We start from the raw sequence: 14,501 nt of genomic DNA, 5'->3' as shown, positions 1-14,501 counted from the left end.
ACAGAAGGTCGGTTTGCGATGCGAATCGACGGGGTCATAAAGTCGTGGCAGAGGCGCGGTGGCGCAATGCACAAGGAGGTTTTTATGATCACAGCAGTTGTAGGTGCTAATTGGGGCGATGAAGGTAAGGGTAAGATCACAGACGTACTCGCACAGGAATCCGATTATATCGTGAGATTTCAGGGCGGAAGTAACGCTGGTCACACTATCAAGAATGAGTTTGGTAAATTCGGGCTTCACCTCATGCCATCAGGCATTTTTAACAAAGAAGCTGTAAGTGTTCTCGGAAATGGAGTGGCTGTCAACGCCAAGAAGTTCATCGAAGAACTTGCGTCCATTGAGGAAGCGGGCGTTCCGCATGGCAAAATTATCATTTCAGATAGAGCACAACTAGTAATGTCATATCATATGGCGTTTGACGCTTATGAAGAGGAGAGACTTGCGGGGCACTCGTTTGGTTCGACCAAGGCGGGAATCGCACCGTGCTTCTCCGATAAGTATGCCAAAATCGGTTTTCAGGTTGCGGATCTCTATGCGGACAAGGAAGTCCTGATGGCGAGGATTGAGAACGTATGCACTATCAAGAATGTTCTGTTCGAGAACTTGTATCACAAACCACAGATTAAGCCAGAAGATATCTATGAGGAATTAATGGAATATGCTGAAATACTGAGACCATACGTTGCTCATACTTCGCAGGTGCTAAATGATGCGCTTCGTGAGGGCAAAAAAATCTTATTAGAAGGTCAGCTTGGAGCACTTAAGGATACTGACCACGGCATTTATCCGATGGTAACATCATCGTCGACACTTGCAGGCTTCGGTTCTACTGGAGCTGGACTTCCACCATATGCAATTGAGAGGATAGTTACGGTTGTAAAGGCTTACTCTTCTGCGGTTGGAGCAGGAGCTTTCGTAAGCGAACTATTCGGAGATGAGGCAGATGAGCTTCGTAGGCGCGGCGGAGATGGCGGTGAATTTGGAGTAACTACAGGCAGACCTAGGAGAGTCGGCTGGTTTGATGCTGTTGCTACCAGATATGGCTGCATGATGCAGGGAGCCACAGAGGTTGCAGTTACAGTTGTAGATGTTCTCGGATACCTAGATGAGCTCAAAATCTGTGTAGGCTATGAGATCGATGGCGAGGTGACAAAGGACTTTCCTAACACACCGCTCCTCGAGAAGGCTAAGCCAGTATATGAAACGCTTCCAGGCTGGAAGACTGATATAAGAGGTATCAAGAACTACGATGATCTGCCAAGTGAGTGCAAGGCTTACATCGAGAGGATTGAAAAGGAAATCGGAGTTCGTGTATCCATGGTTTCAAACGGGCCAGCGCGCGAAGAACTGATAATTAGGTAATTTGCGAGGGTATGACTTACAATTTGCAAGGGATAACCTGCAGCTTGCATGAAATCATGCAATTTATAAAATATAACCTACTGACAGAGACAGTTCCTGACGGCCTAGCTGTCAGGAACTAAATACTTAAAGGGGTAAAAAATGTATAAGGAATCAATGCGCCAGACGTGGGTGGAAATCGACCTAGCGGCGCTAGACCACAATATCAAAGAAATTAAAAGAGTAATCGGTAATAATGAGATAATAGGCGTTGTAAAGGCAGATGCGTATGGGCACGGAAGTGTGCGCTGTGCGAAAGTGCTTCGTGATAATGGGGTTAAACGCTTTGCGGTTGCCACGATTGAGGAAGCACTCGAGCTACGCGAGGCTGGTTTTAACGAGAGCATACTTATTCTCGGTTTAGTTCCAGAGGATTGCACCGATATAATAATAGAGCAGAACCTTACGATTGTCGTAGGGAGTCTAGACAGAGCCAAGAAAAAGTCCGAAATTGCGGTTAAGAGAGGTGCAGTGATAGACTGCTTCATCGCAATTGACTCTGGTATGGGTAGAATCGGATACAGGATAGAGACTCCGCTGGAAAAGGAATTTGCGAGAACTGAAATCGAGGAGATTGATGAGCTTGAGGGTCTCCGTATCAACGGTATGGTTTCACACTTTGCGACTTCTGATGAAGCTGATTCGACGTACACGAACAAGCAACTTTCGCTATTTAACGACTTCTATGAGGAACTCGCAGGCTGCGGCATCAATGTTCCGATGCTGTGTATAGCTAATAGCGCTGCGATTATGGACTATCCAAAGACTCATTTCGACGCAGTAAGACCCGGGATAATCCTCTATGGATGCTATCCGTCTGAAGAGGTGGATAAGACGAGACTTGATCTAAAGCCAGTTATGTCTGTAAAAGCATATATTATCCATATTAAAACAGTGCCAGCTGGAACTTCAATCAGTTACGGCAGGAGGTTTATAGCGGATAGAGAGAGCAAGATTGCCACAATCTCTATCGGCTATGCGGATGGTTATTCGAGGACACTCACTGGCAAGGCAGAGGTTCTTGTGCATGGTCATAGAGTTCCGGTCGTAGGAAGCATTTGCATGGATCAGTGCATGATAGATGTGACGGATGTACCAGGGGCAGCGGCAGGAGATGAGGTCGTGATCATGGGACGCTCAGGTGATGATGAAATCTCAGCTGAAGAGATTGCTGGTAAAATTGGAACTATCAACTATGAGATTCTGTGCGATTTCGGCATGAGATTACATAAGATATATATTGATAACACAGATGGCGATGAAAATGTAGCTAATTAAGAGTACAGTAGATGGGAGTTTTAAATGTTAGAGACTATTCGAAATTTCGACGGTTCGCTGCTCATAAAGTTTCAACACCTTGCAGTTCATGACTCATTGACACCAGTTGTTAAGGTCTTCACTCACCTCGGAGATGCTGGCATTATGTGGATTGCGATTGCAGTGCTACTTCTGCTTTTTAAGCGTACTAGGAAATATGGGCTGCTGATGTTTGCATCTCTTATACTCACGTACCTAGTAAATAATCTGCTTCTTAAAGATTTAATAGGCAGGACTAGACCATATGAAGTATTTGACGGTGTTCAGAGGCTTATTGGCAAGCAACACGATGCATCTTTCCCGTCAGGTCACTCGGCCAGTTCGTTTGCAGCTGCGATGTGCATATATCTGAACGGACCTAAGAAGTACGGAATACCGGCTCTTTTACTAGCACTCTTGATTGCGCTTTCGAGACTCTATGTAGGCGTTCACTATCCTGGAGATGTAATTGCAGGAGCGATAATAGGTTCGCTCATGGCGTGGCTAGTGTATAAAGTATACGATGCAAGGCAGGAAGCGCTTCATCCAGCAAAGCATCGCAGAAAGTAATTGTTGCTATAGGAGAAATTATGGGTGCAAAAGGACTTAAAATCGGGAATGAGTGGGATACCATACTCGCTGAAGAGATGGAGAAACCGTACTATAGCGAGCTCGAGAGATTTCTCGACGAAGAATACGAGAACCATACAATATTTCCACCGCGCGATGAGATATTTACAGCTTTCAGATACACCCCGTATGACGATGTAAAGGTTCTGCTCCTCGGACAGGATCCATATCATGAGAAAGGACAAGCTCACGGTATGGCTTTCTCGGTTAAGAAAGGCGTTAAGCAACCGCCGTCTCTGGTAAATATTTTTAAAGAGATAAATTCTGACCTTGGGATTGCTCCGCCAGAGATTGATAACGGCTGCCTAATTCCCTGGGCTCAGTCTGGGGTTTTGCTTCTCAACACAGCGCTCACAGTTAGAGAGCACGAGGCTAATTCGCACCGCGGAAAGGGCTGGGAACAACTGACTGATGCGGTTATAAGAAAATTAAATGAACGAGAGAAACCATTGGTATTTATTTTGTGGGGGTCTAACGCTAAGTCTAAGCTGCAGCTTATCACGAATAAAAAGCACCTAGTAATCGCCGGCGTGCATCCGAGCCCGCTATCAGCGTACAGAGGGTTTTTCGGAGGCAAATACTTCTCTCGTGCTAATGATTTCCTCGAGAGACACGGAATATCTGCGGTTAATTGGGATATAGAGCAGTGATATCGTTTGTGATTAGCATTCACATAACAACCACGCGGAATTCATGATATGATATGGACGGGTATGTTATATTTCAAGAGAATTAATAAATATTTTATAAATTTCATTTAAGGAAAGGTTGGAATCATGAACAACAAGAAGCTTAAGACATCAAAGGTTATTATTGGACTTTACGTATGCACAGGAATCGTTTCTGTATATGCGCTATATGCAATTTTCAATTCAATCACATACCTCAGAAACTACTTCAAGACATATGGATCATCAATTGGAGAGCACTTCGGAGATGCCCTTTCTTATATCCTAAATCAGAGCTTGTCATACATCGTATTTGCTGTTCTTCTATTTGCAGCAGCAGCAGTTCTGCATGAGGTTAGAAAGCTAAATCCTGATAACTACCTTAGTCAGGAAGAACTCGAGGTGCTAGCAGTAGAAAAAGCAGAGAAGGCAGCGAAGGCTGCAGAAGCAAAGGCTGATAAGGCAGCTAAGGCTGCAGAGGCTAAAGCAGTGAAGGAGGCTGAAAAGGTAGCTAAGGAAGCTGCGAAGGCTGAGTCAGCAGTAGAATCAGCGAAGCTTGGAGCAGCAGCAGTAGATGAAGAGGTTGAAGAATTAGCTGAAGAAGTAGTTGAAGACGCTTTTAAGGTTAAATAGTAACTGGATTAGATGAGCAATCTAATCAATGATTTATAATGAGATTTTGAGGGTCGATTAATAGCCCTCTGATGATACTTCACTACTATAATTGGGATTTTACTATGATTAAGGCAGAGATTCGTATAAATAGAACGCTCCCCACAGAGCTGATTAAATTAATGAATAAGTGCGGTGAGCGTAAACGTAGTCCGAAGACAGTCATCAAAGCGCTGCGGGACGGCCTATTCATGGTGGGTCTTTATGTAAATGGCGAGCTTGTAGCGTTTGGTAGAGTGTCGGGAGATGGCGCAATGTATTTCCTGATTACCGATGTCATGGTAGATCCAGCGTATGAAGATAGTGGTGCTGATATGCAGCTCTACAAGGAGATTGATGATTATCTCATCGCCGTAGCACCTAACGATAGTAGAATCCTAGCAATGACTAACAAGAAATACGAATCTGTATTCAGAACCTTCGGGTATGAATACATGGACCCAGATTATCGTACGGTGATGATCCGGGAATAACCGATTGATTGTAAGGAGGTGCTGATATCAAGCCGCTAATTTCAGTGATAATTCCGATATATAACGGAGAGCAGTATATAGATAAATGCCTAGAGTCCATCACTAATCAGTATTACCAAAACCTTGAGATACTGTGCGTCGTCAACGGTAGCACGGATGCCTCCGAGAAAATGATTAGAGCGTGGATGGAGAGAGATGACCGCATCAAGCTGCTTGTTACGGAGATTGCTGACCTAGGTCACGCAGCAAATCTGGGAATCGACAATACATCGGGTGAATATATATCCTTCGTTGATGTCGATGACTGGGTTGATCCAGAGTACATTTCAAAGCTATACGCAGGTATAGAGAAGGGGTACAGCCTATGCAAGGCTAACTGCATAATGTATGATGGCAAGACAAATGCACCAGCATACAAAGGCCGTCACTCTGGGGAAGTTTCCATAAGAAGCGCCATGTGGCTACTGCCATGCCGAACAATTTCGATGTACGATAGAGAGCTTTTTGGCAAAGTTCGCTACCTAGAACACTCATACTACGAAGATCTCTCGTTATGGCCGATATTGGTAGCTTTAGCTGGTTCTGTATACTACATAGACGATGCCCTATACTACTATAATCAGACAAATGAGTCTTCGATAATGACTGTGCGTGACGAGAAGCATCTGGTGCTCGATAAGGTGTTTGCACACATATTTGAGAGCATCACACCTGATATGAATCAGGAGGTTAATCTGCTGATTTCAGCGCTGTTCATACAGTCGTTCTGGAGCTCTAATGTGAAGTATGTGCCTAAGGATAAGGTTGGGGATGAATACTTAGAGAGACTCAAGAAGGTTATTGATGGAAAGCTTGTGGGCTATTACTATCTAGTAGACAGGCTGCCGGTATCAGACGATATGAAGAAGCGGATGATTCACTTCTATCAATCGAATATATAAATGCATAACATAGATAGATAAATGGATATAGACCCACTATTAGTTAATAGTGATATGCACCCTCCTTGCTGGACGACCAGTGAGGAGGTTTTTTAGTGTTCTACGGTTTCGAGTATAAATTAATATTCATTGAGGTGTGCTAGCAAGAGATCATAGCAGGAATTCTATTAATATGCACTACTTGGAGCAGATAGTTTGAAATATTGGCGATAATAATAAAAGGTGGAACAAATATAAGTGAATACAAAATAAGATAGTGCAAAATATAATTGTATTAAAAATAATGCTGTACAAGTGCACCAATAAAGTGTATAATCTCGATAAACTACTAAACGCATAACTATTGGCGCATAAGGAGATTAAAATGACTAAGAGAATTAACAAGCGTAGGAGGAAAATGTTAAAGGCAACAGCCGTAGGTGTGTCTCTAATGATGGCACCTTCTTTGGCTGTTAATGTGTATGCAGATGATGCTGTTACAGCTAATGAGCAATCTGCAATAAATAACTTCGTGGCGACTGAACCTGCAGATGGTGCAACAACTAGTCTAGGTAACTCAACTGTTTCTAATACTACCAGCGGATACAGATTCCCAGGCAAGGACAATTACACATCGGTTTTCGAGTCGCGAGCAAGGAAGGGAAGGCTTACACAGGATTATGATCTAACCGTGGACTCGAGTGATTCGCATTCTGGAAATACTGTAAAGGTTAAGGACTGGAGAAATCTGGATACCTATGTTGTGCACAGCGCTACAGAAGGAAATCCGCAGGATCCACAGACGTATTATGATACTATGTATTACGCTAAGGAAGCTATCCTGATTGATCAGAGCGATAACACTGAATACACTGTGAAGAATATAATTATCGATCCAGGTAGCATGTACGTGTTTTATACTAGAGTGTTACTTGATTTCCCTATTGAGGATGCAGATTCAAGGTTTAAGACGAGAATTGACGATGCAGAGTCAGTTGCATTATTTGAAGGCTCTGGGTACTGGAGTATAACCGCAGAGGTTAAGGAGGAAACTCCATATGAGACTATCGTTAAGATAGATGCAGCTTTAAAGGCAAATCAGGTAATCGTTGATTCCGTAGGTTCAAATGGTAGCAAGGATGCTAAATTCAATATTGATCTAAATTTTATGAATGGAATGAATGATTCAAATTACAGGGATTACACTTCGGATGTCATCTATAATGATGTGAAGGCACTAGTAACAGATAGCGCACAGGTTGGCAGCGAGAATCAATTTGGATGGGGTACAAGTACTCTCGAATCTATTACAACATCTAATGCTGTAAACCGTATAATCCGCGTAGGTATAGATTTTACGCACTATGTTACAGAAGATGGAACGGAGTTAAAACCTACAAAGTTTGGGATACATGGCAGTGAGAATATCGCTGGATATGAGCTTGCATCGACTCGCGAGGAAGCAAATGGAGACAAGGTGTACGTGTACAAGGCTGTAACAACACAGACTACTCCGTCAGTGCCAGCAACGCCATCTACACCAACAACACCATCTACACCATCTACACCATCTGCTACAACACCAGCTGTACCTCAGGCATCAGCTACTACAACTACGCAGTCTAAGCAGGCTCCAGCAGTTAAGACTACACCTGCAAGAAAGCACAATGTTCCAAAGACTGGAGATGCTGACACTATCCTGGCATATGCAGCTACACTATTTATGAGTGTGATTGGTCTTGGAGTAGCGCTATTCGCTAGAAAGAAGAGAGAGCAGTAATATTTAGGAAACTAAATAGCTTAAGCATAGATATCTGAAAATTTCAGATATGATATGAGAAAACAAAACATGATTGATGAGAGAATCTCGTCAATCATGTTTTTTGGGTAATCAAAGTTTTTTCGAGGCTAGTTTTCGGGGCAGATTGTATATGGAAAGCGAGGCAATGTTACGCTTGCCTCGCTTTTCACTTTCTCATAATATGTTTTTGGGTAAACATCACATAGAAGACAACGACCTTGAGCTATTATCTTGCGAAATTCAAGGGTTAAAGAAAATTGTTACTTTTGGAAGTGTATCTACACCCCAATTCTGTCCGAAGTGCTCTTACAAAATGCATTCTCAAGAGATCAAAACTAGGACAATCAATCATCCCGTACTTCAAGATGGATATCAACTAGTAATGCAACTTTAATGAATACCTAACCCTACAGTAATCATAAAATTTAACGATAGAAACATAACCGTCATGTTAGCAGCTTTCTTTTCTTTCTCGTCTTTCTCGAGCATTTTATATGTATATATTAAGACTAATATAATGGATATTGCAGATCCAGTTTTAATAGCAGAATGTAATGGGGATACATCAAACATGTTATATATTCCATAAGCCATAAAGAAAACAGCTTCATAGATATATATTATATTTTTATATAATTTACTCATTTTTTCATAAACCTCATTTTCGTGAAACACCCGCTATTTCGTATGAATATCTAACCAAACGCATTCCAGCTCTATATCTCACATGTCTGTATTTTTTCATTTTTATTATTATTCCATGGTAAGGACTTTTTGATCCAATCCCTAGTTGTATTACTGTAACTATTCCACCGATTATTGATACGACTCCTGCTATTGGATTAGCCGCAGTTATTCCAACATAACCTAGAATTGTTAAAATTGCACCTGCAATTGATGCGGCAGAAGAGGATGATGTTACTAATTTTGAAAGTTGTTTATAGCTTATAAACTGATTTACCGTTCCAACATATCCACTTCTTCCAGCTTTTAATAATCTATTTTGAACTAGTGTTGAATTACTATCTTTTTGAAGCATAGTATCATCATTAAAAAGTTCTTTTATATCAACCGTATTTTTTGTTTCAGAAGAATAGATTTTACCAGTAGCTTTATCTGCAATAAAATAAGAGTTTTTCTCTGGATTCTTTTCACTAACTTTTACAGTTATCTTATTATCTGACTCAACAATAGAAATTAATGCTTCATCTTTTCCATCTATAACTTTCACTTTATTTTTTGAAATTTTTTTAATTATGAGCTTATTATTTGAATCTAATTTAGTCGGTTCTCCTGCAAAAGATATTGTTGGAAATAACGAAATTATAAGCACAACTACTAAAAATATAGATATAATGTTTATAGTATTACTATTTTTCATCGACATATGATTTGCTCCTTTCTTATTTAGTGCTAATTAGATATATCTAACTGGTAAAATTATCACATGCATTCATATCTTTGTCAATATCATTTATGCCTTAACTTTTAAATAGATAATGCAAAAGCTTAAAAGGGGATAGATAGTAATCATAATGACAATTAGCACATTGAAAAACCAGGAGCTGGTACTCCTGGTTTTTCATGCATATATTTTGCCTATGGGCGAACCGAAGTCTATTGTGACCTAGAGACCTGAAAATCGTGTACGTGGTGAGATCTCGAGGCTTGGGTTCTGTGCAATCTGAAGCTGCGTCCGAAATGGATGGTGGCGAGATTAATAAATCTGAGATCTGGTCCAGAGTCCGAAGATTAGGTAATTATAAATGGCCTGGGGCTAACCGAAGGTGAAGCCCATATAAGGAGGGCACTCGCCAGTAGCGGCGCTGTAGATCTCAGCAAGCTCTTCGTAGCTGGCCGAGATCATCCCAAGCGCGGCAGACGTTTCGCTCCCAAATCTGCTAGGCATCATGTAGTCGCATCGCTGAGCGCCGCATCTAGTGGCGAGTGCCTTGGCAATTGCAATCCCGAGCTCCTTATGACCGCCATCTTCACTGAAGGTGAGGAGCTCGGCCGCAGCGAGAGAGTCCGCTCCTGCGGCCTCACACGCTGCGATTGCCAAAGGCTCAGCGCCATCGGAAATTAGCAAGAATCCAGAACCATCAGGTGCTCCTGATTCAGCTTCCCAGCCAGGCGCAGAGCCCGCCCAATCAGCTGATCCAGCATCAAGAGTAGGCAGAGAGCCCGAGGTATAAGGAGCTACCAGCCCAGCTGCGAATCTAAGAGCTCCTTCTGACAGCTTGATATGAACGCGGTTTGTCAAAATCGTTTCTCTATAATTATTATATTCCTGCGGTGTTAGTACCTTAGTCTGAAGATGGGAGAATTCAAAATCAACATGCTCGGATGCCATGACAGAACCCTGCTCGGCATACATGAACTTCTTATATTCTAGAGGTTCATAGAAATTTATTAGGCTAGGTTCAGCTGGTGAGAGCATCGATAGTTTTCTGCTGCTCTCGGCAATCTCTCTGGCATATACGGTTATGTGTGATCCGTAACCTTTTCCTCGTGCCGCAGGGTCGGTGCATATTGCGTAGCTCATCTCTATTGATTTACCAGCTATATCTGAAACTTTGCCCTCAGGAACAACTAATTTTCCCATGTCGAACTGGGTGAGGGATGCCTGAAGCACCTCGCTGCCATCTTGATCCTCGACAATCAGAAAATCCAGATAGTCATCTCGGAAGCAAGCATCAAAGAATTCGATAAACCCCTCATCATCTCCGAAAACTTTTCTGCGTAGTGAGACAAAATCCTTGAGGTCGGAAGCCTCCCTAGGCCTTATTATGTAGTTATTTTTCATAAGCTGTGTATTTCATGAGAAGGACATCAGGATGATAGCTTTCCTTGGCTTTCCTAAGACCTTCAAGCCCCATGTCCTCTTCGCGGTTAATGTATTCTACATCAGGGAATTTCTCGGAGATTGCCCTTACGAATTCACGGTTAATCATAGTATATGCGCCTTCAACACCAGGAAGAGCCTTCTCAAAATGCACATCCATGGTGAGCTGGTCGAGCTGAGTAGCAGCAGTGAAGGCAACAGGTTCACCATTCTGATATAGGAGCCCACCAAAGAAACCGAGCGCCTCATAGTTTTCGAACATCTGCTCGATAGCATCCGCTTCTTTGACAAGGTCAGGATCTCCCTTCTCCTTGTAGAATTCAGCGACGAATGCTCTTGCAGAATCTATATCTTCGCCATTTTCGATGAGCTTAAATTCCCATTCGCCATTTCTCTCAAAATGTTTGATGTGATTGCGCTTCGACGAAAGCTTGCGTCCCCTGAGGTCACGCAGCTTCTCAACTGTGTATATGTAGTCAGCATCTTCACGATTTTCCTCTATGGTGAAACGGTCTCCGTATACAGGCTCAAACTCTTCGAGCGTTTTAGGCGTGAGACCACGCATTATCAGTTTCTGGTCGCGCGAATGTGCGTCTTCTAACAGTTCATCGATAATTGGCTTAACATCCCCGCTTCCCTTAGGATAAGCGAAAATGTATCCATACTTAGGCATTCTTATGATCATACGCTCGCCGATGAAAGCGATTTCTGGCTCGTATGCATGCCTCCAGATATATAAATTAGCGAAACTGTAGTCAGCACCATGACATCCGCTCGAACAGATTACGGTTTTTGCAAAGTCCTGGTCATCTAATCTGACAGGTCTAAATTCTAGCATTAGTCTCTCCCTTTTTAATTTCTTAACCAAATTATACGATTCTATTTTACAAAATTAACATCTCATTATAGCACTAAAAACCAACATGTAAAGTGAATTCCGAGTGAATAAGTAGGAATTTAAAAAGATACTTTATTAGTATTGATTTTATAGCTTCAAAATGTTACTGTTGCAATAGAAAAATATAAATGACATTCGGAAAGGGGATGAAAGATAAATGGCTAAGATTACAAAGGATATGATTATCGGTGATGTTATCAACGAGAATCCAGATTTAATTCAGGTATTCTTCCAGAACGGAATGATGTGCATCGGTTGCCCTGCTTCTCAGGGAGAGTCAATCGGACAGGCTGCTCAGGTTCACGGACTTGATGGAGATCACCTGGTGAACGCTCTTAATGCTGCACTTGACGCATAAACTGCCGACATTCCAGATATGGATTAGGATTTCGTATATCGCAGGGCGTGATTGCCCTGCTTTTACTTTTGGGGGATTGGTATAGATTAGGATGAAGAGAGAATTGAATCACCATTATATAGGTGAATCTTATGGTGGCAATCAGGACTGGTTTCGCACGTTCTGGATGCGCATAGGTGGATGTGGTGCGGAGACTGCGTGTGAGAGCAGTTTGTACTTTGCGCGCGAGTTTGGATTCACGAAGCTATATCCATTTGACGCTGGTGATGTTAAGCGAGAAGAGTACGTAGACTTTGCGCATATGATGGAGGACTATCTATGGCCTAGATTCACCGGAATTAATAAACTTTCGATTTATATAAATGGATATGTCAAATACCTTAGGGATGCCGGCGAGTACCGCGTGGATGTGAGCGAATTTTCGGGAGATCATACTTACGAGGAGGCGGCGGAAAAGGTGAAGGAGCAGATAGATGCAGGGCTACCGATTCCGTTCCTTACGCTCAGGCACAAGGATGCAAGGTACAGCGACTATGTATGGCATTGGTATCTTGTAAATGGATATGATGATACCGAGGACGGATTCAAGGTTAAGGCCGTGACATACAGCGGTTATAAGTGGCTTGATTTTGAGGGATTATGGAATACGGGATGTAAACCGACTGGCGGGATGATTATATATACTGTAAATGAAGAAACTCCAGGGCTTTAATTTGTACTGAAGCACTGCATGCTGAATATGATTATCGCAGTGCTGCGAATAGGCAGGACATAACAGAATAGTGGCACGAAAAAAACGACTGTGAGGCGAAAACGCATTTCTCACAGTCGTTTTTGATTGTAATTATCTATAGCGATAAGCTCTATTAAAGTGCTGTTAAATAAAGCTTAATCATCATATCTTAGAATCTCTTGCGCTTATAAACTACAGCACCTAGAGCTGTAAGCGATGCGCAGAGCACTATTAAGCTTGCCGCTGATGTTGAATCGGATGTCTTAGGAGAGAGGTGTCTCTTCTTAACAACCTTAGCTTTTTTTGCTGGTGTGCTGCTAGCGTTACTGCCCGAAGCATCCCTTGCGGAAACCTTTACCTTAGTGGTGATGGAGATTGTCTTTCCATCAGCTAATCTATAGGTGTATGTGACATGGTATGTGCCAGCAACTGCAGTGTTTACATTCGAAGTAACAGTCAGATCTGAATATGGGATCGGGCTGCCATTAACAGGATTTACTGCAGAAATCAGATTCTGCTCAGCATTAAAGCTATCCCCAACCTTTAAATTCACTACGTCAGGCGCATCTAGTACCTTTATAATCTGTGCGTAGAAGTTAAGGCCGTAATCCGATACGCTTACTGGGCTTCCGCTTGCATCCTTAAGTGTCAAACTACCATTAGTGTAATAAGCGTAGATTGGGAGAAGCGTGTTATCGTTTCTAACTAGCGTTGTGTAACCATCATTATGGATAGCGTTAAATATATCTAGTGTTGAAATCGAGTATGCTGAGTTGCTTGTTAACACTCCGTCAGCTGGTGAATTCTCATACGTGCTTAGAATCTGCATTAGGAAGTTGTTGAACTTCGTATTGCTAGATGTCGCATTAGGCATAAGGTCCTGAACCTTCTTCTCGGCAACCGTGTATGAACCATCGCTGTTTCTATAGGTAGCTAGGATTCTAGTGTTAAGAACAGACGAAACCAGTTCGTTCCTGTTGATGCTCTTGAAGATAAGAGAAGCAGTTCTGTATACTCCTCCAGATGTGTTACCGAAGAGGAATGTATAAGTTGATTTTGCACCAGCCTTCGCAGTCAGCTTAAGTGGAACATTGTACTTAACGCTTTCATTAGGCTGAAGATTTCCAGAGATATTGATTCGTGTCAAATCGCTCCAGGTATAACCAGTTGGAAGCCCGCTTGCGAGAACATTAGCCCTAGTAGTCGTAGTTGTTCCGAGAGCGGTATTTTTGAACTGGTACTCGATATTTATATCTGATCTAGTTGAAGCATCGAAAATATCATTTCCACGCACTCTTGCTGCGTCTACCGACCAATCATCAGCATAGTTGGTTGCAGAAGGTGTGAATCCGTTGTTGTCGAGTCTAAGAGAAACGTTTGCTACAGTAGCAGATGAATTTGTATTGGTGATATTCGCATGTAGCGTTATATCCTTAGAATTAACATCTATAAGGTCACCAGCGTTTGCAACTGTACTATATACATATGTGGAAGCTGGTGTGCTGCCATATGGATTATCTGCTGCCTTGCTGGAATTGCTCGTAACACCGTTAAGGCTTGCGCTAACATATGCATCTATATTGATTCCTCTGCTAGTCTGAGAGTTTCTGCCGGCCTGGTTGAGCTCATTTTGATAAATAGGTTTTATCGTCTGCGAAGTCGCGTTAACTGTCATGGTCGAAGCAAACATAGCGATTAGCAGACTGCATGTCGTTAGACAAGCTAATAGTTTTTTCTTCATAATCCCTCCTTTTTATAACATCATTCATATATACATGATATATAAGAAATGAATAGCACTTATAT

Annotated in this window: 15 protein-coding genes; 10 read left to right on the top strand and 5 right to left on the bottom strand. The window is 42.2% G+C overall.

What is annotated here, in order from left to right; genetic code table 11:
• Positions 1–84: 84 nt before the first annotated feature.
• The 8 genes from C5Q96_RS06585 (at position 85) to C5Q96_RS06550 (ending at position 7,840) form a co-directional block, all read left to right on the top strand.
• On the top strand, positions 85–1,362 hold the full coding sequence (locus C5Q96_RS06585) for an adenylosuccinate synthase (RefSeq protein ID WP_106057586.1): 1,278 nt from the start codon (positions 85–87) through the stop codon (positions 1,360–1,362).
• Between the two features lie 141 nt (positions 1,363–1,503).
• Positions 1,504–2,679 carry an alanine racemase gene (gene alr / locus C5Q96_RS06580; protein ID WP_106057585.1) on the top strand — a complete coding sequence of 392 codons (1,176 nt, stop codon included), beginning with the start codon at positions 1,504–1,506 and terminating at the stop codon, positions 2,677–2,679.
• Between the two features lie 24 nt (positions 2,680–2,703).
• Positions 2,704–3,267, top strand: coding sequence for a phosphatase PAP2 family protein (locus tag C5Q96_RS06575; protein ID WP_106057584.1), 564 nt, complete (start codon positions 2,704–2,706; stop codon positions 3,265–3,267).
• A gap of 20 nt (positions 3,268–3,287) precedes the next feature.
• A complete protein-coding gene (locus C5Q96_RS06570) occupies positions 3,288–3,977 on the top strand; it encodes a uracil-DNA glycosylase (RefSeq protein ID WP_106057583.1) in 690 nt (229 codons plus the stop codon).
• A gap of 126 nt (positions 3,978–4,103) precedes the next feature.
• Positions 4,104–4,628: a hypothetical protein gene (locus C5Q96_RS06565; protein ID WP_106057582.1), complete on the top strand. Its 525-nt coding sequence runs from the start codon at positions 4,104–4,106 to the stop codon at positions 4,626–4,628.
• Positions 4,629–4,732: 104 nt separating this feature from the next.
• Complete coding sequence (locus C5Q96_RS06560; RefSeq protein ID WP_158696708.1) at positions 4,733–5,140, top strand: GNAT family N-acetyltransferase; 408 nt, start codon at positions 4,733–4,735, stop codon at positions 5,138–5,140.
• 44 nt (positions 5,141–5,184) lie between these two features.
• Complete coding sequence (locus C5Q96_RS06555) at positions 5,185–6,081, top strand: glycosyltransferase family 2 protein (RefSeq protein WP_158696707.1); 897 nt, start codon at positions 5,185–5,187, stop codon at positions 6,079–6,081.
• A 364-nt stretch (positions 6,082–6,445) separates the two neighbouring features.
• Positions 6,446–7,840 (top strand): LPXTG cell wall anchor domain-containing protein, encoded by a 1,395-nt coding sequence (locus C5Q96_RS06550; protein WP_106057579.1) that lies wholly within the window; start codon positions 6,446–6,448, stop codon positions 7,838–7,840.
• A gap of 411 nt (positions 7,841–8,251) precedes the next feature.
• Here the strand turns inward: C5Q96_RS06550 and C5Q96_RS06540 are convergent, their stop codons facing one another.
• From C5Q96_RS06540 to C5Q96_RS06525, 4 genes are all read right to left on the bottom strand, one after another.
• On the bottom strand, positions 8,252–8,506 hold the full coding sequence (locus C5Q96_RS06540) for a hypothetical protein (protein ID WP_106057577.1): 255 nt from the start codon (positions 8,504–8,506) through the stop codon (positions 8,252–8,254).
• A 13-nt stretch (positions 8,507–8,519) separates the two neighbouring features.
• Positions 8,520–9,248, bottom strand: coding sequence for a hypothetical protein (locus C5Q96_RS06535; protein WP_106057576.1), 729 nt, complete (start codon positions 9,246–9,248; stop codon positions 8,520–8,522).
• A gap of 390 nt (positions 9,249–9,638) precedes the next feature.
• A complete protein-coding gene (locus C5Q96_RS06530) occupies positions 9,639–10,667 on the bottom strand; it encodes a GNAT family protein (protein ID WP_106057575.1) in 1,029 nt (342 codons plus the stop codon).
• Positions 10,657–11,544, bottom strand: coding sequence for a DUF2156 domain-containing protein (locus C5Q96_RS06525; protein ID WP_106057574.1), 888 nt, complete (start codon positions 11,542–11,544; stop codon positions 10,657–10,659). Before C5Q96_RS06525 ends, C5Q96_RS06530 begins: the two co-directional genes overlap by 11 nt.
• A gap of 217 nt (positions 11,545–11,761) precedes the next feature.
• Here C5Q96_RS06525 and C5Q96_RS06520 point away from each other — a divergent pair, with 217 nt between their 5' ends.
• Together C5Q96_RS06520 and C5Q96_RS06515 are read left to right on the top strand one after the other, a co-directional pair.
• On the top strand, positions 11,762–11,962 hold the full coding sequence (locus tag C5Q96_RS06520) for a DUF1858 domain-containing protein (RefSeq protein ID WP_106057573.1): 201 nt from the start codon (positions 11,762–11,764) through the stop codon (positions 11,960–11,962).
• Positions 11,963–12,053: 91 nt separating this feature from the next.
• Positions 12,054–12,674 (top strand): hypothetical protein, encoded by a 621-nt coding sequence (locus C5Q96_RS06515; protein ID WP_106057572.1) that lies wholly within the window; start codon positions 12,054–12,056, stop codon positions 12,672–12,674.
• 190 nt (positions 12,675–12,864) lie between these two features.
• Here the strand turns inward: C5Q96_RS06515 and C5Q96_RS06510 are convergent, their stop codons facing one another.
• The gene (locus C5Q96_RS06510; RefSeq protein ID WP_106057571.1) at positions 12,865–14,436 is read right to left on the bottom strand and encodes a bacterial Ig-like domain-containing protein; all 1,572 of its coding nucleotides are present in this window, start codon (positions 14,434–14,436) and stop codon (positions 12,865–12,867) included.
• Positions 14,437–14,501 lie beyond the last annotated feature (65 nt).

The organism is Mogibacterium diversum (assembly GCF_002998925.1).
Classification (GTDB): Bacteria; Bacillota; Clostridia; order Peptostreptococcales; family Anaerovoracaceae; genus Mogibacterium; species Mogibacterium diversum.
This window is presented reverse-complemented; position numbering and strand designations above follow the sequence as displayed.